Raw genomic sequence first — 20955 nt, forward strand, 5'->3', positions numbered from 1 at the left:
CTTGATTTTCATTTTCAAATTTCCAAATTATCTCATTTTCAAATTGATTTTTCTCCAATTTATATTGTACTTTTGCCTCGTTTTTTTACAACATCTACAACACAACAACTACTAATAAAATGAATCAAACAAAATATATTTTTGTTACAGGCGGTGTGACTTCTTCTTTGGGGAAAGGAATCATTGCAGCATCTTTGGCCAAGTTACTTCAGGCTAGAGGGTATCGAACTACCATTCAAAAGTTTGATCCTTATATCAATGTAGATCCAGGAACGTTGAATCCATACGAACACGGAGAATGTTTCGTTACTGATGATGGTGCTGAAACCGATTTGGATTTAGGACATTACGAGCGATTTTTAAATGTACCTACTTCTCAAGCCAATAATGTTACCACGGGAAGAGTCTATCTTTCAGTGATTGAAAAGGAGCGAAGAGGCGAGTTTTTGGGCAAAACGGTTCAGGTCGTTCCGCATATCACCAATGAAATTAAAGAACGCATGCAATTGCTTGGTAAATCAGGTGATTTTGATATTGTAATTACTGAAATTGGTGGAACTGTCGGCGATATTGAATCGTTGCCTTATATCGAATCCGTTCGTCAATTGGTATGGGAATTAGGAGAAAGCAACGGAATTGTAATTCATTTAACTTTGGTTCCATATTTAGCTGCAGCGGGTGAGTTAAAAACAAAACCAACGCAACACTCTGTTAAAACGTTGATGGAAAGCGGAATCAAAGCGGATATTTTAGTGTGTAGAACCGAACACGAAATATCAGACGAATTGCGTCAAAAGTTGGCATTGTTTTGTAATGTAAAACGGGAAGCTGTAATTCAATCTATTGATGCTTCGACGATTTATGAAGTGCCCAATCTGATGCTCGAAGAAGGCTTAGATGTTGTGGCGCTGAAAAAATTAAACTTGCCTAAAAAAGCAGCGCCCGATTTGAGAAACTGGAACACGTTCCTTCACAGATTAAAGCATCCTAAACAAACTGTACATGTCGGTTTAGTTGGTAAATATGTAGAATTGCAAGATTCGTATAAATCTATTTTAGAATCATTTATTCATGCGGGTGCTGCCAATCAAACCAAAGTGAATGTCATTTCTATTCATTCCGAATATTTAGATGCAAAAACAGCACAAGAACAACTTCAGGATTTAGATGGGATATTAGTTGCGCCAGGATTTGGTGGTCGCGGCATTGAAGGTAAAATCGATACCGTTCGCTATGCTCGTGAAAATAGCATTCCGTTTTTCGGAATTTGTTTAGGAATGCAGATGGCTGTTATCGAATTTTCGCGTAATGTTTTAGGATTGGAAGATGCCAATTCAACCGAGATGAATGAGAAGACAAAGCATCCCGTTATTTCTATAATGGAAGCACAAAAAACAATTACAGATAAAGGCGGAACTATGCGTTTGGGTTCATGGAAATGTGATATTTCTAAAGGTACTTTAGCACATCAAATCTATGACAAAGATCAAATTGAAGAGCGTCATCGTCATCGTTATGAATTCAATAATGAGTATAGAAAACAATTAGAAAATGCTGGGTTGGTTTGTTCTGGAATAAATCCTGAAACAGGTTTGGTAGAAATTATTGAACTACAAAACCATCCGTTTTTTATTGGAGTACAGTACCATCCAGAATATAAAAGTACTGTTGCCAATCCACACCCAATTTTTGTTAGCTTTGTGGCCGCAATGGTAAAGCATAAAAATAAATAACCTATCGAAATTATCCCGAAACTTCGGGACAGCATTATTATGGAACAACAAAAGAAATTTGATTTTAATACCATCATTGGTTTTGGTTTAATATTCGTAATCATCATGTGGATGATGTACAATAATAGAGATACTGAATTAAAAGAACAACAAGAGAAAGCGAAAAAAGAAAAAGTTGAAAAACAGCAACAAGCCAAACAAATCGCTACAAAACAAATTGTTGCAACTATAAATGATTCGACTGTTAATGATACCGTAAAATTAGAAAAGTTGAAAGGTAGTTTAGGGAGTTTTGCTTATTCAGCAACGTTACCCTCTGCAAAAGAAAGCTTTACTACTTTAGAGAACGAGTTAGTGCGTTTGAAAATTGCTAATAAAGGAGGTTTTATTGTTGAAGCTACTTTAAAGAATTTTGAAAGATTTAAGAAAGATTCAGGACAATTGGTTGAATTAATTAAAAATAATAATGCCAATTTTAATCTTCAATTACAAACGAAAGATAATAGGGTTTTAAATACCAAAGACCTTTTCTTTGAGCCAACTTTATCTAAAAACGGAGAAGACCAAATCCTATCGATGAAGTTAAAAACCGGAGCAAATGATTTTTTAGAATATAAATATGTTCTAAAAGCCAAAGAATATATGTTAGATTTTGATGTTCGTTCTCAAGGTTTAAGTAAAGTCTTGAACACGTCTGCCACCGCTGATTTGCAATGGGATTTAAAAACCTATCGTAATGAAAAAAGTGTAGCATATGAAAATCGTTATTCAGAAATCTATTATGAACATAATGAAAGGAAAGTGGATTATGCTGGTACAGGTAAGCAAGAGGATGATGTATTAGAAAATGCAACGTTTATTGCATATAAGCAACATTTTTTTAGTTCAATTCTATTATTTGAAACACCTGTAAACAAAGTAAAAATAAGTTCAACAGATTTAGTTAATGATGATAAAATTGATACAGTATATACAAAACAGTTTAAATCAACATTGCCTTTAGCATTTAAAAATGGTGAGTTAGATTATAAAATGAATTGGTACTTAGGTCCAACAGATTATAAAATATTAAACAATTACAAAAAAAATATCGAGGATATTGTGCCCTTAGGTTGGGGAATATTTGGATGGATTAATAAATTTATTTTTATTCCACTATTTGGGTTTTTAAGTTCATTCATGGGATTGGGAATTGCGATTATCATCTTCACTATTTTGATAAAAATTGCAATGTCTCCTATTACTTTTAAATCTTTTTTGTCACAAGCGAAGATGAAAGTGTTGCGTCCAGAGATTATGGAAATTGGAGAAAAATTCAAAAAAGATCCAATGAAAAAGCAACAAGAAACTATGAAGTTATACAATAAAGCGGGAGTGAATCCGATGGCGGGCTGTATACCAGCTTTGATACAAATCCCGTTTATGTATGCTTCGTTTCAATTTTTTCCTTCTGCTATTGAATTAAGACAAAAAGGCTTTCTTTGGGCTGACGATTTATCATCATTTGACCAAATATTTAAATTGCCTTTTAATATTCCATTGTATGGAGATCATGTTAGTTTGTTTCCGATATTGGCAGCTATAGCTATTTTCTTCTATATGAAAATGACATCTGGTGACCAAGCCATGGCGCAACCTCAACAAGATGGAATGCCCGATATGGCCAAAATCATGAAAATAATGATCTATGTTTCACCAGTGATGATGTTGATTTTCTTTAATAGCTTTGGGTCAGGATTGAGTTTATATAACTTTATTTCAAATTTGATTACCATTGGCATCATGTTGGTTATTAAGAAATATTTCATCAATAGCGATAAGATTCATGCTCAAATTCAGGAAAATAAAGCCAAGCCCAAAACGGAAGGTAAATTCCAAAAGAAGATGCGTGAAATGATGGAACAAGCTGAAGCTCAAAAACAAATTCAGAATAAAAAGAAATAATTTTCGAATAATACATTTTTAAGACTCTGTTTAAAATCCTATCTTTAAACAGAGTTTTTAATTTCTATAAAATCATGAAAGTCTTAATTGTAGGTTATGGTAATATGGGTAAAACGTATGCCAATAGTTTTATCAGTTCGCGATTCATCAAACCAGAAGATATTTTTGTTTTAGTTAGAAATGATAATTTTTCCACGTCAGAAAGTAGTATACCTACAGCTAACTTTTCATCGGTGCCAACAGAAAAAGTATGCGATTTTGACATAGTCATATTGGCTGTAAAACCTCAAGATTTTGATGTTTTGGCGCACTCAATTAAGCCCTATTTGAAAGACGATCAGATTGTTTTTTCGGTTATGGCTGGAATTACAATATCGAAATTAGAATCACAATTATCTTGCTCTAAAATTGTGCGTTCCATGCCCAATATTCCTACTCAAATAGGAATGGGAATGACTGTTTTCTCAGCTTCTGCTAACGTAGATAGAAAAGAATTATTTATCATACAAAATTTAATAAACACCACAGGAAAATCAGTTTACGTAGAAAACGAAAAACTAATTGATGCTGCTACAGCCATTTCGGGAAGTGGTCCAGCATACGTTTTTTATTTTATGCAATCGATGATTAAAGCTGCTGTTGATTTAGGCTTCAACGAATCGGAAGCAGAGTTATTAGTCAATCAAACGTTTATGGGTTCGGTTGCCATCCAAAATAGTTATTCGTTATCCAACGAAGAATGGATTAAAAAAGTAGCATCCAAAGGCGGAACCACCGAACGGGCACTTCAAGTTTTTGAAAAGCAAAGTTTGGAAGAAACTATAGTTGATGCTATAAATGCAGCAAATGATAGAGCACTTGAATTGGGTTCATAAAAAAAGCACAGTTAAAAACTGCGCTTCTCTCTTTTTCATAGAAATGTTTAAATTTAAAATGGACGTAACACTTTAGTAACTCCATGTATTACTCCATTAGATCCTTGTACATCAACTAATATTATATCAGTAACAATATTTTGAGTATCTGTTATTTTAGCCGTAGGATTTAATTGCACTCCCACATTTAATTGTGGCATCATAGCTTGTGTTGGCAAACTTTGTAAGGTAGTTGTAATTGCTGACGAACGAACATTTCCAGCTAAAACATGATACTGCAATACTCTTGTCACGTTAGCTGCTGTAACTGCAGTACCAGTTAAAAAACCAGTTCCCGTTGTAGCTGCAGTAAAAGCAGCGTTGTTTGGTGCAAATAAAGTTCCTGGAGCAGTAGCAGTTAAACCATTTAAAGCATTAAGAACAGCACTTTGATCTCCGAAAGCACCACTTGTGCTTGTTACCACTGCTTGTAATGTATCAAAATCAGGGTTGTCAACTACATGATCAACTAGAGTTGGAATTTGAATTACTCTATTAACAATATGAATGACACCATTACTAGCATCCACATCGGCAGTGGTAACCACCGCTCCTTTGCTGTCAATACCTCCGTTTAGTGTTACCGTTGCTCCAGCTTTTTGAACAAACATAGTAATAGTTGGTGCATTGGTAGTTGCGTTTATTGGTGATAATGTAGAAGCATACGTTGCTGAAGGGATAACAGTGCTCTTAATCTCTGAACCAATAACATGGTTTAATAAAACAGCTTTAAGAACATCAACATTAACATTATTAACATTTACGCCAGCACCAAGTGAAGTAAAGAATGTATTGAAAGCAGCATTTGTAGGAGCAAAAACAGTAAATTGCCCTGCACCATCTAAAGTGCCAGCTAGATTAGTACGAGTAAGTGCAGTAACCAAAATTGATAAATCTGGATTGGCTACAGCAATGTCTGTAATTGTTTGTTGAGCAGGAGCGTTGTCATCATCATCACTACATGAGAAAACAGTTAAAGATAATAATGCAATTCCGATAATTTTTGAAAATTTTTTCATTGTTTTTTGTTTTTAAATGATTAATAATTTTTTTAAATTTCATTAATGATTATAAAAACACTAAATGGTTGCGTATGTTATAAAAATAAATTTTATTTTTTTTGAGTAACATACTATTTTTAATAATATTCTTATTTTTATTGATTTGTTTATCGTTAAATAAAATAAATCATTTTGAAACCTCTTTAAATAAAAAAAGCTTCTCAATTTTGAGAAGCTTCTTAAATAGTGTTACTTTATCTATGAACTAGGAGGCAACAACACACTGTCAATAACATGTATTACTCCGTTTGTACATTTTACATCTCTAGCAAATACTCTTGCAGAGTTAATAAAGATACTTGTTTCTTCAAAATCTAATAAATCTGAATCAAAATCTGGAAAGTATGTATTAGGTTCTAATGCAACTGTAATGTTTTGACCTTGTAAAGTGGTCACAACTTGGCCGTCTGTTAAATCTTTAGAAAGTACTCCAGCATTAGCAATTACATGATATTTTAATACTGTTTCTAATAATCCAGGATTTGCAGTATTAAATTCTGCAACCGTTAGACCTCCGAGTACTGGTGCAAAAGCTGCATTAGTAGGAACAAATACTGTATAATTTCCAGCATCTTCAAATGTAGCTTTTAATCCTGTAACTTCAAGAGCTTCTTTGAATGAACTAAATTCTGGTGTAATTTCAGCTATTTTAGCAATTGATGAAGTTTTAAAATCCTTTGCTTCGTCTTTACTACATGAAAACGCAGTAAAAACTAATGCTACTAATGCAATACCTTTAATTAAATTTCTCATTTGGTTTAAGTTTTAAATTTTTCCAAATATAAAAAGAATAATTTAATTTCCCAATATTATCTTAAAAACAAATTTACATTTATTAATAATTTAGTTATTTGATATTTGTATTTGATAAATACTAATTACGAAAGTTTTTCGTTTAAGAGATAAGTTTAATTTCGCAACCAATATTGATTTATAAAATGAATGATATGAAATACATAATATTGTGTTTATTAATTTCTGTTGCTGTTTTTTCACAAGAATATAATACGTTAGATGAAAAAGGGAAAAAGCACGGTCTTTGGAAAGGACTGTATGAAGAATCCAAACGAACAAGGTATGTCGGCACTTTTGAACACGGAAAGGAAGTTGGAATTTTTAAATTTTTTGATGATACTAAAGCTGGGACCATAATAGCGACAAGAGAATTTAACTCTAATGATAATTCTTGTTACACCATTTTTTATAATCAAAATAAGAATAAAGTAAGTGAAGGAAAACTAATTAACAAAAAGTTTGAAGGCGAATGGAAATACTATCATGAAGATTTACCTTCGATTATGACACTAGAATTATATGTAAACGGAAAATTAAACGGTGTTAGAAAAGTATTTTATAAAAGTGGAGAAATAGCAGAAGAAACTACCTATAAAAACGGAATTAAAAACGGAACATATAAAAGTTATGCCGAAAATGGAATTGTACTTGAAGAATCTAACTATAATAACGGAGAGTATGATGGACAAGCGATTTATAGAAATGTAAGTAATCAAATTACCGCTCAAGGTATATATAAAAAGGATAAAAAAGTAAACATCTGGAAAATGCTTGAGAAAGGTAAATTGAAAGAGGTCAACATGAACTATGAAAACAAAAACTTCAAAAGACCTAAAATGCCAAATCAGTCTGAAGTCAGAGTTGAAGTTAAAGATGCTGAAAAATCAAATCCAGACTTAGAAAATGAAATCAGAAATAAAATGGGACGATAAATAAGTTTTGCTTACGACCAAATTATTTTAACTGATAATGTATTGTAATTTTTTTCAGATTTTGCGATAACTTTGCTGCAAAATTTATTGTTTGATGAAACGAGTTGTTGTTGGACTTTCTGGAGGTGTTGATTCAAGTGTTGCTGCTTATCTTTTAAAAGAGCAAGGCTATGATGTCATAGGTCTTTTTATGAAAAACTGGCATGATGATTCAGTTACAATTTCTAATGAATGTCCCTGGCTTGAAGACAGTAACGACGCATTACTTGTTGCTGAAAAACTCGGAATTCCTTTCCAAACAGTTGATTTAAGCGAACAATACAAAGAAAAAATAGTGGACTATATGTTCAAAGAATATGAAAGTGGAAGAACTCCAAATCCAGACGTATTGTGTAATCGCGAAATTAAGTTTGATGTCTTCATGAAAATTGCTTTGTCTCTTGGTGCTGATTTTGTGGCGACTGGGCATTATTGTAGAAAAGGCAAAATTCAAGTTGAGGGTGAACCAGTATATCAATTGCTTGCTGGGAAAGATGGCAATAAGGATCAATCGTATTTTCTATGTCAATTATCACAAAAACAATTATCACAATCATTATTTCCAATTGGGGAATTAACCAAGCCTGAAGTTCGAGAAATAGCCACTAAACTAGATTTAGTTACTGCTGAAAAGAAAGATTCTCAAGGTTTGTGTTTTATTGGTAAAGTTCGTTTACCCGTTTTTTTACAACAGCAATTACAACCTAAAGAAGGTTTGATTTATGAAATAGCATTCGATAATAAAATTTACCATCAAGATTTGCCAAAATGTAGCTCGTTAGAAGAGCAATTGGCTTTTGAATCGGAAGCAATTTCTTATTCTCCAGAAAGCGGAAAAGTTGTGGGTAAACACCAAGGAGCACATTATTTTACGATTGGTCAAAGAAAAGGTTTGAATGTTGGAGGAACCAAAGAAGCGCTGTTTATTATTGCAACCGATATAAAATTGAATGCTATTTATACGGGTCAAGGTCATAATCATCCGGGTTTATTTAGAAAAGCATTGCGAGTTCAGCCTTCGGAAATTCATTGGATTAGAGAAGATTTAGCTTTAAGAAATGGAGAGCAAATGAACGTAATGGCCCGTATTCGCTATCGTCAAGCATTACAAAAAGCGACTTTGTATCAATTTGAAAGTGGTTTGTATGTTTCTTTTGAAGAACCACAATCTGCGATTACACAAGGTCAATTTGTTGCTTGGAATATTGATGATGAATTAGTTGGTTCAGGAGTAATTTCGTAATTTGGTGCTTTCAAATCTCAAATCTATGAAAAAAGTAATACTATTTATCTTTTCATTAGTTACGTTTTCTGCGTATACACAAGAAGATGCTTGGGTTTATTTTAATGATAAACCAAATGCACAAGCTTTTATAGATAATCCTTCAACTATGCTCACGCAAAGAGCATTAGATAGAAGAACTGCACAAGGTATACTTTTAAACACTAGTGATGCTCCGATAGAGCAATCTTATTTTGATCAAGTAGCAGCATCTCCCGGAATTCTGGTCAAGGCCAAATCGAAATGGTTGAACTGTCTTCACATTCGTGGGACTATTGCTAATATTCAAGCATTAACAAGTTTGCAATTTGTAAGTCGAATTCAATTTGCCGATAACTCTTTAAACGCAAGAATGCCGATGCCTCGATTGTTTAGCCCTATAAATAAACAAATGGATGTACAAGCTACTTTTGCCTATGGGAATTCTGCTAATCAGGTTCAGATGCTAAATGCTCATTTACTGCACCAACAAGATTATACTGGAAGCGGAAAAATAATAGCTGTTTTAGACTCAGGCTTTGCAGAAGTAAATACGATTCTTCCTTTTAACAGAATGTTCAGTACAAATTTGTATTTGGGAGGATATAATTATGTAGCCAATAATACAAATGTTTTTTCTACTCATAATCACGGAACGATGACCTTGTCATGTATGGTCGGTTTTGTTGATGGTCAATTAATAGGTACGGCACCCAATGCGCAATATTATTTGTTTATTACGGAAGATATTGCTGAAGAAAATCCGGTTGAAGAAAGTTATTGGGTAGAAGCTGCAGAAGAAGCTGATAGGTTAGGAGTAGATATTATTTCAACTTCATTAGGATATTTTGATTATGACAATCCAAATTACAGTCATACCTATTCTGATATGACAGGTGATGCTGCTTTTGCATCAAAAGGAGCAAATATTGCATTTAGTAAAGGAATGATTGTTGTGGCAAGCGCAGGTAATTCTGGAAATTCCGTGGAACCTCATATCGGTGTTCCAGCAGAAGCCACTAATGTGTTAACAGTTGGTGCCGTTAAATCGGATGAAACTTATGCAACGTTTAGTTCCATTGGCCCTTCGTTTGACGGTAGAATAAAACCCGACGTAATGGCACAAGGGCAGAGTTCCGTGGTATCTAATACATCAGGCGCTATTGTAACAGCAAGTGGAACGTCTTTTTCATGTCCAATAATGGCTGGTGCTATTGCTAGTTTGTGGCAGGCAATTCCTTGGGCAACAAATCAAGAAGTGGTTACTTTCGTAAAAGAATCGGCGGATAGATTCACAAATCCAACAAATCAATTTGGATACGGAATCCCTGATTTTCAAAATGCTTTGGATAGAGCATTGCTTTCAACTAACCAAAATCAATTTGACAAATTTTTAGTTTATCCAAATCCAGTTAAAAATTATTTTTCAATTTCATTTCCAAATGGATTTTATAGTGCAAATGTTTCGATATATAATAGTCTTGGACAAATTATTTTTAACAAAGAAGTTGATTCAAGTTCATCAATTTATGTTGACGGCCTAAGTTTAGGAATTTATTATTATAAAATTGAAAGCAATTCATTTGTTCAAAAAGGAAAACTTATTAAGAATTAATGAATAAAATAACCCAACTTTTTGGTGTAAAATATCCAATTATTCAAGGAGGAATGATTTGGAATAGTGGATATAAACTAGCAAGTGCTGTAAGTAATGCTGGTGGGTTAGGTTTAATTGGAGCAGGTTCAATGTACCCCGATGTTTTACGAGAGCATATTCAAAAATGCAAAAAAGCTACCGACAAACCTTTTGGGGTAAATGTACCGATGCTTTATCCAAACATTGAGGAAATTATACAAATAATTATAGAAGAAGGAGTGAAAATTGTTTTCACTTCCGCTGGAAACCCTAAAACATGGACAAGTTATTTAAAAGAAAAAGGAATAATTGTAGTACATGTTGTGAGCAGTTCAAAATTTGCTTTGAAAGCACAAGAAGCAGGGGTAGATGCTATAGTCGCTGAAGGTTTTGAAGCTGGCGGTCATAATGGAAGAGAAGAGACCACCACGTTAACTTTAATTCCAATGGTAAAAGAAAGTATCTCTATTCCCTTAATAGCTGCTGGAGGAATTGCGACAGGAAAAGGAATGTTAGCAGCTATGATTTTAGGTGCTGATGGGATTCAAATGGGATCCCGATTTGCAGCTTCTCATGAAAGTTCAGCGCATGAGAATTTTAAAAAAACTATAATAGATGTAAAAGAAGGTGATACCCAGTTGACTTTAAAAGAATTGGCTCCGGTCCGATTGATAAAAAATAAGTTTTATAATGATCTTCAGGATTTATATTCTAAATGTCCAACCACAGAGGATTTAAAGACGTTATTAGGAAGAGCAAGAGCTAAGAAAGGAATGTTTGAAGGCGATTTAGTAGAAGGAGAATTAGAAATAGGTCAAATAGCTGGATTAATTCACGAAATTAAATCGGTAAAAGAGATAATTGATGAGGTTATTTCAGAAGCAGAATATACATTAAAAGAAATGCAAAAGATTAAATTTTAAAAGCATAGAAATTTTTTAAACAAATGTTAATAGGTTTATGTTTCGGCTTAAACTTATTAACATTTTTTTATTTTTTTATTAAAAAATAAATATTAATAACTTTTAAAATAGTCCTTAATTTTTCTTAAAACTATATATAAATTATGATATCTATCGTTTGTATGCCGATATGTTTTTGTTGATAATGTTGATTATTTTGTTTATAACATTTCAATAAGTCAAATGGTATGAGTATTATATTGAGTAATATAGTGGAAGCTTTTTTTGCTTTGGTGGATACTTTCAAAACATGAGTTGTTTTTACACTTAATATATGATATAGCGTATTCTGTCAAAATGCAAAGAATTGTTCAAAACCGAATTGCTTATGAGGATTACTACTATTATTAAAAACTACTACACTTATATTATTTTATTGGTATCTCTTTTTGGATATAATGAAGCTATATATTCTCAATGCCCCACAGTTTCAAATCCTATTCAAACTTTTTGCGACACCCAAACACCTACAATAGCTAGTTTAGTAGCTACAAATACTGGAGGTGGAATAAGATGGTATGATACAGCTACATCAATTACGCCACTTTCAAGTTCAACGGGTTTAATTAATGGTGAAGATTATTTTGCAGATGACAATACTGGAACATGCGGAGCTAGGCAAAGCGTTGTCGTTACAGTTTATTCTGCACCTACTGGAGCAAATTTTCAAGGAGTTTGTGTCATTAATGCTAATTTAGCTACTCCATCCAATCCACAATTCGTAATTAATGGTGTTGGTTTGCGATGGTATACGGTTCCCAGTGGAGGAACAGCTCTTTCAAATTCGGCACCACTATTAGACAATACTATTTATTATATTAGTCAAACCAATCCTAATACTGGTTGTGAAACTTCTAGATTTACTTTATTTGTGAATGTTGGACTTGTTCCAACACCCTCGGGTAGTTCGGTTCAAGAATTTTGTAATGTAACTGGCGCCCCACCTACTGTAGCTGATTTACTTGCATCAGGTACTAATAATTGGTATTTAACTCCTTTTTTTGGTATTTCATTAGATCCCACTACACTGCTAGTAAATGGACAATCTTATTATGCTACTACTGTTGATCCACCATGCGAGAGTAGTACCAGATTGGAAGTTTTAGTAAATTTATATGAACCAAATGATGCTGGAACGGACGGTAATAGGGGAATTTGTTTAAATGAAATTCCATCAACCTCTCCATTTGATTTGTTTGGTTTATTAGGAGGTTCGCCTGATATCACAGGAGTTTGGTCAGGTCCAATTGCAACAACAAATGGATATCAAGGAACATTAAATGTTTCTAGTATGACATTAGCTGGAAGTCCATACGTCTTTACATATACAGTTTCTTCTGCTTTTTGTGTAACAGATGTTTCAACTGTAACTATCACAGTTTTACCATTACCTTCTGTTGTTGTTTCTCTAAATCCAACAACAATATGTTCTGGAACTTCATCAGCGTTAACTTTTACTGGCACACCAAATGCAACAGTAACATATAATATCAATGGTGGTTCAAATCAAACAATAGTATTAAATAGCTTAGGTATTGCAACAGTATCCAATACTTATACAGTGAATACAACAATTAATGTCGTTAGTGTAGAGAGTGCAACTATTCCTAGTTGTGTAAATACCCAAATAAGTAGTGCAATCTTAACGGTAATCGACCCAACGGCAAGTGCGAGTTTTAGTCCAACCACTATTTGTGCCAATGGAAATTCAACACTCACATTTACAGGAACGGCCAATGCCACGGTAACGTATTCAATAAACGGCGGAGCGAATCAAACCATAGTACTAAACGCAGCAGGAACAGCTGAATTACTAGGAACCTATACTGTAAACACGACAGTAACCTTAGTAAGCGTTACCACAGCAGGAAGTCCGAGTTGTACCAAAGCACTCACGCAAACGGTTACCTTAACGGTAATTGACCCAACGGCAAGTGCGAGTTTTAGTCCCACCACTATTTGTGCCAACGGAAATTCAACACTCACATTTACAGGAACAGCCAATGCCACGGTAACGTATTCAATAAACGGCGGAGCGAATCAAACCATAGTACTAAACGCAGCAGGAACAGCTGAATTACTAGGAACCTATACTGTCAACACGACTGTAACTTTAGTAAGTGTAACCACAGCAGGAAATCCGATTTGTACCAAAGCACTAACAGAAACGGTTACCTTAACGGTAATCGACCCAACAGCAGGTGCGAGTTTTAGTCCCACCACTATTTGTTCCAACGGAAATTCGTTACTCACATTTACAGGAACGGCCAATGCCACGGTAGCGTATTCCATAAACGGCGGAGCGAATCAAACCATAGTACTAAACGCCTCAGGAACAGCAACAGTTCCGGGAACTTATGCTGTAAACACAACCGTAACCTTAGTAAGTGTAACCACAGCAGGAAGTCCGAGTTGTACCAAAGCACTAACAGAAACAGTTACCTTAACGGTAATCGACCCAACGGCAAGTGCGAGTTTTAGTCCCACCACCATTTGTGCCAACGGAAATTCGTTACTCACTTTTACGGGTACACCAAATGCTACGGTAACGTATTCTATAAACGGTGGAGCAAACCAAACCATTGTATTAAACGCAACAGGAACCGCAACAGTTCCGGGAACCTATACTGTCAACACGACCATAACCTTAGTAAGCGTTACCACAGCAGGAAGTCCAAGCTGTACCAAAGCACTGACACAAACAGTTACCTTAACGGTAATCGACCCAACGGCAAGTGCTAGTTTTAGTCCAACCACTATTTGTGCCAACGGAAATTCAACACTCACATTTACAGGAACGGCCAATGCCACGGTAACCTATTCAATAAACGGCGGAGCGAATCAAACCATAGTACTAAACGCAGCAGGAACGGCAGCAGTACCGGGAACTTATGCTGTAAACACAACCGTAACTTTAGTAAGTGTAACCACAGCAGGAAGTCCGATTTGTACCAAAGCACTCACAGAAACGGTTACCTTAACGGTAATCGACCCAACGGCAAGTGCGAGTTTTAGTCCCACCACTATTTGTGCCAACGGAAATTCAACACTCACATTTACAGGAACGGCCAATGCCACGGTAACCTATTCAATAAACGGCGGAGCGAATCAAACCATTGTACTAAACGCCTCAGGAACAGCTGAATTACTAGGAACCTATACTGTAAGCACGACCGTAACTTTAGTAAGTGTAACCACAGCAGGGAGTCCGAGTTGTACCAAAGCACTCACGCAAACGGTTACTTTAACGGTAATCGACCCAACGGCAAGTGCGAGTTTTAGTCCCACCACTATTTGTGCCAACGGAAATTCAACACTCACATTTACAGGAACAGCCAATGCCACGGTAACTTATTCAATAAACGGCGGAGCGAATCAAACCATAGTACTAAACGCAGCAGGAACAGCTGAATTGCTAGGAACCTATACTGTAAACACAACCGTAACTTTAATAAGTGTAACCACAGCAGGAAGTCCGAGTTGTACCAAAGCACTCACAGATACAGTTACCTTAACGGTAATCGACCCAACGGCAAGTGCGAGTTTTAGTCCCACCACTATTTGTGCCAACGGAAATTCAACACTCATATTTACAGGAACGGCCAATGCCACGGTAGCGTATTCAATAAACGGCGGAGCGAATCAAACCATTGTACTAAACGCTTCAGGAACAGCTGAATTACTGGGAACCTATACTGTAAGCACGACCGTAACTTTAGTAAGTGTAACCACAGCAGGAAGTCCGATTTGTACCAAAGCACTAACAGAAACAGTTACCTTAACGGTAATCGACCCAACGGCAAGTGCGAGTTTTAGTCCCACCACTATTTGTGCCAACGGAAATTCAACACTCACATTTACAGGAACAGCCAATGCCACGGTAACGTATTCAATAAACGGCGGCGCGAATCAAACCATTGTACTAAACGCAGCAGGAACAGCTGAATTACTAGGAACCTATACTGTAAACACGACAGTAACCTTAGTAAGCGTTACCACAGCAGGAAGTCCGAGTTGTACCAAAGCACTAACACAAACAGTTACCTTAACGGTAATCGACCCAACGGCAAGTGCGAGTTTTAGTCCCACCACTATTTGTGCCAACGGAAATTCAGTACTCACATTTACAGGAACGGCCAATGCCACGGTAACGTATTCAATAAACGGCGGAGCGAATCAAACCATCACATTAGACTCAGCAGGAACGGCAACAGTACCGGGAACTTATGCTGTAAACACGACCGTAACCTTAGTAAGTGTAACCACTGCAGGAAGTTCGATTTGTACCAAAGCACTCATAGAAACGGTAATATTAACGGTAAGACCTGTACCAAATGCAGGAAATGATGCGAACTTACCTATCTGTTCAAATCAGGATCCAGTAGATATGTTTCCTTTGCTCGGAGCTAATGCTCAAACAGGTGGGGTTTGGAGAGATCCATCAAATGCAATAGTTACTAATATTTTGAATCCAGCTACAGCTGTTGACGGAGTTTATACCTACACAGTTTTAGGAATTGCACCTTGTGTTGATGATGTGGCTCAAATAACAGTTTCAATAGCATTGGGTCCAGAAGCTGGAGTTTCTGGCCCATTTTCAATATGTGGAAATGTAGCACCTTATGATTTATTTCAACAATTAGGAACTTCTGCCCAATCAGGTGGAGTTTGGACTAATCCATCAAATGTAGTAGTCTCAGGCATTTTCAATCCGGCAGTTGACCCAATCGGAAATTATACATACACCTTAACGGGAACTTTACCTTGTTCGAATGATCAAGCTGTTATTACTGTTTCAATATCTCCTGTTCCAGATGCAGGAACAAGTACAACACCACCAATAATTTGTTCCAATGATGCTCCAGTTAATTTATTTACATTGTTAAGCGGAACACCTCAAGCAGGTGGTGTTTGGACAAATTCTTCTAACGTTACAGTATCAAATATATTTAATCCAGCTGTTGGTGTTTCTGATGTATTTACGTATACTGTTTTTGGTGGTTTTGGGTGTACTCCTGATTCTGCAACAGTAACTATTACGGTAGTACAATCACCAAATGCAGGTATTGATGGAACTTTAACGACATGTGTCAATACAACAAATTTAAATTTATTGAATGGATTGGACGGAACGCAGGGTTCTGGAACATTTAGTGATGATAATGCAACAGGAGCTTTATCAGGAACATTTTTTAATCCTTCATTGGTTCTGCCAGGTTCTTATAATTTCACCTATACTGTTAGTGGTGGAGTTTCTCCTTGTTTGACGGATGAAGCTATCGTAACGGTAATAGTAAATCCATTACCTAATACTGGTACAGCTATACCGCCTCCATCCGTTTGTACTTCATTTGGAGCTATAGATTTGAATACTTTATTGACAGGGCAAGATGCTGGAGGAACTTGGTCGTCACCATCTCCTATCGATATTGGTGGTTTTTCAGCAGGTACTTATACATATACGTATTCTGTTACTAATTCATGCGGAACCGATTCTGAGGATGTTCAATTTATCGTACTGCCAAATCCAGTTTTAACTACCTCAAATATTGCTAATACATCAGTTTGTGTAGGGTCAGACGCTGTAGTTAATCTTTCTGGAATGACAGATGGAACTTATTCTATAAATTATAATTTAAGTGGAAGCAATACATTGGCCAATCAAACAACTACAATTACTATTTCAGGCGGAATAGGTAGTTTTACAATTCCATCGGCTAGTCTTCCCAATACAGGATCAACGACAATTGCTTTCAATACTATTCAGGATACAAGTACGACTTGTCAAGTGACTTTGGTTGATATTATAGCAACCATCACTGTAAATCCGTTAGTTCAAATCAATAACACAAATATTGCAGTATCTTCTATATGTTTTGGATCAAATGCTGTTGTAGAAATAACTAATGCTATCAATCTTCCAGATGGTGTTTATCAATTTAATTATTCAATACCGGGAGGAACTCCAGCAACGGGTAATTCTGGAGATGTTACGATTACAGGTGGAGTTGGTCAATTTACGGTGCCAGCATCTGTTTTTGCAGCAGTTGGCAATTATACTATAACTATTAGTGGTATCTCTACTATCTCAGGATGCTCAAACACTAGTCAAGACGCCAATATTACATTCGGAGTATTTGCTCCTTTAACTGCTGGTACAGCAATTTCGCCTCCATCGGTTTGTACCTCAGTTGGAACTATAGATTTGAATACTTTGTTGACAGGACAAGATTTAGGAGGGACATGGTCTACATCATCACCAATTGATATTAGTTCGTTTGCTGCGGGTACTTATACTTATACTTATTCAGTTACTAATGCATGCGGAACAGATACAGAGGATGTTCAGTTTATTATATTACCAAATCCAGTTTTAATTACTTCAAATATTGCTAATACATCAGTTTGTGTAGGGTTAGATGCTGTAGTTAATCTTTCTGGAATGACAGATGGAACTTATTCTATAAATTATAGTTTAAGTGGAAGCAATACATTGGCCAATCAAACAATTACACTAACTATTTCAGGTGGTACCGGTAGTTTTACAATTCCAACCGCAAGTATTCCTAATACTGGAACAACCACGATTACATTCAATACAATTCAAGATACCGCTTCAACGTGTCAAGTCACTTTAGTTAATATTATTGCAACGATTACTGTAAATCCAATAGTTCAAATTGATAATGCAAACATAGCGGTTTCATCAGTTTGTTTAGGTTCAAATGCAACAGTTTTAATTACAAATGCAACGAATCTTCCGGATGGAATTTATCAATTTGCCTATACAATTCCTACCGGAACTCCAACAACAGGAAACTCTGGAGATATAACCATTACTGGTGGAGTAGGTCAATTTACCATACTTGCTTCCGTTTTTGCATTAGTTGGAAGTTATACGCTAACGATAAATGGAATTACTACAACTTCGGGTTGTTCAAACACTAGTGAAGATGCGAATATTACTTTTAATGTTGTTGCTCCGCTAACAGCGGGAGCCGCAGTTACACCAGTGCCGTCATATTGTTCTTCAATAGGAGTTCTTGATTTGGCCTTGCTTTTAATTGGTCAAGATGCTGGAGGAGCATGGACAGATAGTAATGGACAAGCTGTAACATCTCCTTTAAATATTATAAATTTTGCAGCAGGAACCTATAGCTATACGTATACCGTTGCCAATTCGTGTGGAACGGATACCGAAGTAGTTCAATTTACCGTTTTAGCAAGTCCACAATTGTCAACATTTAATATTACTACCTCACCAACATGTATTGGTTCAAATGCAGTTGTAAGTTTTAACGGTTTAGTAGATGGGACTTATACCTTAAATTATGATTTAAGCGGAAGTAATACCTTACTAAATCAATCAGTCATTGTAACCATTGCTGCTGGTATCGGAAGTTTTACTATTCCAGCAGTCTCAATTCCGAATGTAGGACCTACGATAATTTCGTTTACAAGTATTGTAAATAACGCAACCACTTGTACCAATTTGTTAACCAATGTTACGGCGCAAATAATAATCAGGCCAATTGCAGATATCGATAGCTCAAACCTAACTATTGCTACTGTTTGTATTGGAAATAATGTAGTAGTAGATATTGCGGCCGCAACCAATCTTCCTGACGGAGTGTATCAATTTAATTATTCCATTCCGGGAGCAACACCAGTAACTGGAAATTCAGGAAATGTTACTATAACTGCAGGAGCAGGACAATTTACAATACCCGCTGCAACTTTCACCACTGCTGGAAACTATACGCTAACCGTTACAGGAATAGTGGCGGCTACTGGTTGTACTAATTCGAATGAAAATGCAACTGCTAATTTCACTGTTGATGCTATTCCAAATACCACTGGTGCAACGGTTTCGGCACAAACAACCTGTGTGAATTTTGGAAGCGATGTAACTATCTCTGGTGCCAATAGCTTACCTAATGGAACGTATTCAATTACCTATATTTTATCTGGTGCAAATAGTGGTACCGATACAATTTCGGTAACCTTTACAGGAGGAACTGCAACATTTACTATTCCAGGAACAACTATTTTAAACAATGGAGCTACCACAATAACTATAAATGATTTGACATTTACTGCTACGACATGCGGAATTAGTGGCACTTCTTTTCCAACAGCTACTGTCACTGTTGCTGCATTGCCAACTCCAGTCTTAATAGAGCAAGGAAATCTTTTCTGTGGATTGGATGTTCCTGCTCCAACTGTTGCCGACTTATCAGCAAATATTGTTGGAACTCCGAATGTTATTTGGTATAATGCTTTGACAGGAGGAACAGCATACAGTCCATCTGAGGTATTAATAAATGGAACAACATACTTTGGGGCTGTAGTTTCCGCAAATGGTTGTGAAAGCCAACGTCTTCCGGTTACTGTTGATTTAACGATTTGTGATGTTATCATTCCAGATGGATTCTCTCCAAATAATGATGGAATCAATGATACTTTCGAAATTCCAAACCTTGCTTTATTATATCCAAATTTTAAACTAGAAATCTATAATCGATATGGAAATATAGTTTATAAAGGCAACAGAAATTTGCCAAATTGGGATGGAACTACAGATGTAGGAGGATTTAATTTAGGAGACAAAATACTATCAACAGGCGTTTATTTTTACATTCTAGATTTCAATGACGGAATTAAAAAAGCAATTCAAGGTAGAGTATATCTTAACAGATAATGCAGAAATGAGTGCAACTATGAAACATAAAATAATTAAATACTTTCTGGTACTGCTTGTGGTTTTTTTGACTTCAAAATTACGAGCACAACAAGATCCACAGTTTACTCATTATATGTATAATATGAGTGTAATGAATCCAGCATATGCAACAGATAATGCTGATGTAATTAACATCGGTGGTTTATATCGTGCCCAATGGGTTGGTATAAAAGGAGCACCAACGACTCAATCCTTTTTTGCGCATAAGCCGCTATCAAAAAGAGTAGAAATTGGAATTTCCGTTGTGCATGATGAAATTGGTGATGTAGTGAAAGAAAACAATATTTTTGCTGATTTTGCTTATGTTTTGCCTTTAAGTGAAAGTACCAAGTTGTCTTTTGGTATAAAAGCTGGAGTTACTTTATTTGATACCAATTTTAGCGGATTTCAATTAACAGATCCAGTACCAGATCCAGCATTTCAAAATAATATTAGCCAAGCTTTTCCTAACATTGGAGCTGGTATGTATTTATTTGGATCAAATTATTATGCTGGTTTTTCAGCTCCCAATTTAATGACCTCAAGACATATTGAAACTATAAACGGACGTCCGGGTAGTGGCGTAGAAGCGGTTCATTTTTTCCTTACCGGTGGTTATGTGTTTACGTTTAACGGAAATGACAACTTCAAATTAAAACCTGCTTTCATGGCAAAAGGTGTTGAAGGAGCTCCGGTGTCGATAGATTTAACCATGAATACTTTAATCAATAATAAGTTTGAAATAGGAGCAGGTTATAGAATGGGAGATTCTTTTAGTGGATTAGCTAGTTTTTATGTGACGCCAACACTTAGAATCGGATATTCTTATGACTATACATTAACGAATTTGAGTGCCTTTAATTCGGGTTCACATGAAGTCTTTTTATTGTTTGATTTAGATTTAAGTAAACTTTCTTCTGGTAAAGGATATGATAAATCACCACGATTCTTTTAAA

At 35.6% G+C, this 20955-nt stretch carries 11 protein-coding genes; 9 read left to right on the forward strand and 2 right to left on the reverse strand.

Going from position 1 to position 20955, the window contains the following annotated elements:
* Nucleotides 1–119: 119 nt before the first annotated feature.
* From ACIQ2L_RS04640 to proC, 3 genes are all read left to right on the forward strand, one after another.
* Nucleotides 120–1733 carry a CTP synthase gene (locus ACIQ2L_RS04640; RefSeq protein ID WP_396156886.1) on the forward strand — a complete coding sequence of 538 codons (1614 nt, stop codon included), beginning with the start codon at nt 120–122 and terminating at the stop codon, nt 1731–1733.
* A gap of 39 nt (nt 1734–1772) precedes the next feature.
* Nucleotides 1773–3677 carry a membrane protein insertase YidC gene (gene yidC / locus ACIQ2L_RS04645; protein ID WP_396156888.1) on the forward strand — a complete coding sequence of 635 codons (1905 nt, stop codon included), beginning with the start codon at nt 1773–1775 and terminating at the stop codon, nt 3675–3677.
* Nucleotides 3678–3751: 74 nt separating this feature from the next.
* Complete coding sequence (gene proC / locus ACIQ2L_RS04650; protein WP_396156890.1) at nt 3752–4552, forward strand: pyrroline-5-carboxylate reductase; 801 nt, start codon at nt 3752–3754, stop codon at nt 4550–4552.
* Nucleotides 4553–4605: 53 nt separating this feature from the next.
* On the opposite strand, the gene ACIQ2L_RS04655 is transcribed toward proC, so the two are convergent.
* Both ACIQ2L_RS04655 and ACIQ2L_RS04660 read right to left on the reverse strand, forming a co-directional pair.
* The gene (locus ACIQ2L_RS04655; RefSeq protein WP_396156892.1) at nt 4606–5610 is read right to left on the reverse strand and encodes a fasciclin domain-containing protein; all 1005 of its coding nucleotides are present in this window, start codon (nt 5608–5610) and stop codon (nt 4606–4608) included.
* Between the two features lie 240 nt (nt 5611–5850).
* Nucleotides 5851–6405 carry a fasciclin domain-containing protein gene (locus ACIQ2L_RS04660; RefSeq protein ID WP_396156894.1) on the reverse strand — a complete coding sequence of 185 codons (555 nt, stop codon included), beginning with the start codon at nt 6403–6405 and terminating at the stop codon, nt 5851–5853.
* A gap of 194 nt (nt 6406–6599) precedes the next feature.
* Here ACIQ2L_RS04660 and ACIQ2L_RS04665 point away from each other — a divergent pair, with 194 nt between their 5' ends.
* The 6 genes from ACIQ2L_RS04665 (at nt 6600) to ACIQ2L_RS04690 (ending at nt 20954) form a co-directional block, all read left to right on the forward strand.
* Nucleotides 6600–7379: a toxin-antitoxin system YwqK family antitoxin gene (locus tag ACIQ2L_RS04665; RefSeq protein ID WP_396156896.1), complete on the forward strand. Its 780-nt coding sequence runs from the start codon at nt 6600–6602 to the stop codon at nt 7377–7379.
* Between the two features lie 94 nt (nt 7380–7473).
* Nucleotides 7474–8661, forward strand: a complete 1188-nt coding sequence (gene mnmA, locus ACIQ2L_RS04670) for a tRNA 2-thiouridine(34) synthase MnmA (RefSeq protein WP_396156898.1) — start codon at nt 7474–7476, stop codon at nt 8659–8661.
* Between the two features lie 25 nt (nt 8662–8686).
* Nucleotides 8687–10294, forward strand: a complete 1608-nt coding sequence (locus ACIQ2L_RS04675) for a S8 family serine peptidase (RefSeq protein WP_396156900.1) — start codon at nt 8687–8689, stop codon at nt 10292–10294.
* Nucleotides 10294–11238, forward strand: coding sequence for an NAD(P)H-dependent flavin oxidoreductase (locus ACIQ2L_RS04680; RefSeq protein ID WP_396156902.1), 945 nt, complete (start codon nt 10294–10296; stop codon nt 11236–11238). Before ACIQ2L_RS04675 ends, ACIQ2L_RS04680 begins: the two co-directional genes overlap by 1 nt.
* 367 nt (nt 11239–11605) lie before the next feature.
* Nucleotides 11606–19978, forward strand: coding sequence for a gliding motility-associated C-terminal domain-containing protein (locus ACIQ2L_RS04685; protein ID WP_396156904.1), 8373 nt, complete (start codon nt 11606–11608; stop codon nt 19976–19978).
* Between the two features lie 19 nt (nt 19979–19997).
* On the forward strand, nt 19998–20954 hold the full coding sequence (locus tag ACIQ2L_RS04690; RefSeq protein WP_396156906.1) for a type IX secretion system membrane protein PorP/SprF: 957 nt from the start codon (nt 19998–20000) through the stop codon (nt 20952–20954).
* Nucleotide 20955 lies beyond the last annotated feature (1 nt).

This window comes from Flavobacterium sp., assembly GCF_044369455.1.
GTDB lineage: Bacteria > Bacteroidota > Bacteroidia > Flavobacteriales > Flavobacteriaceae > Flavobacterium.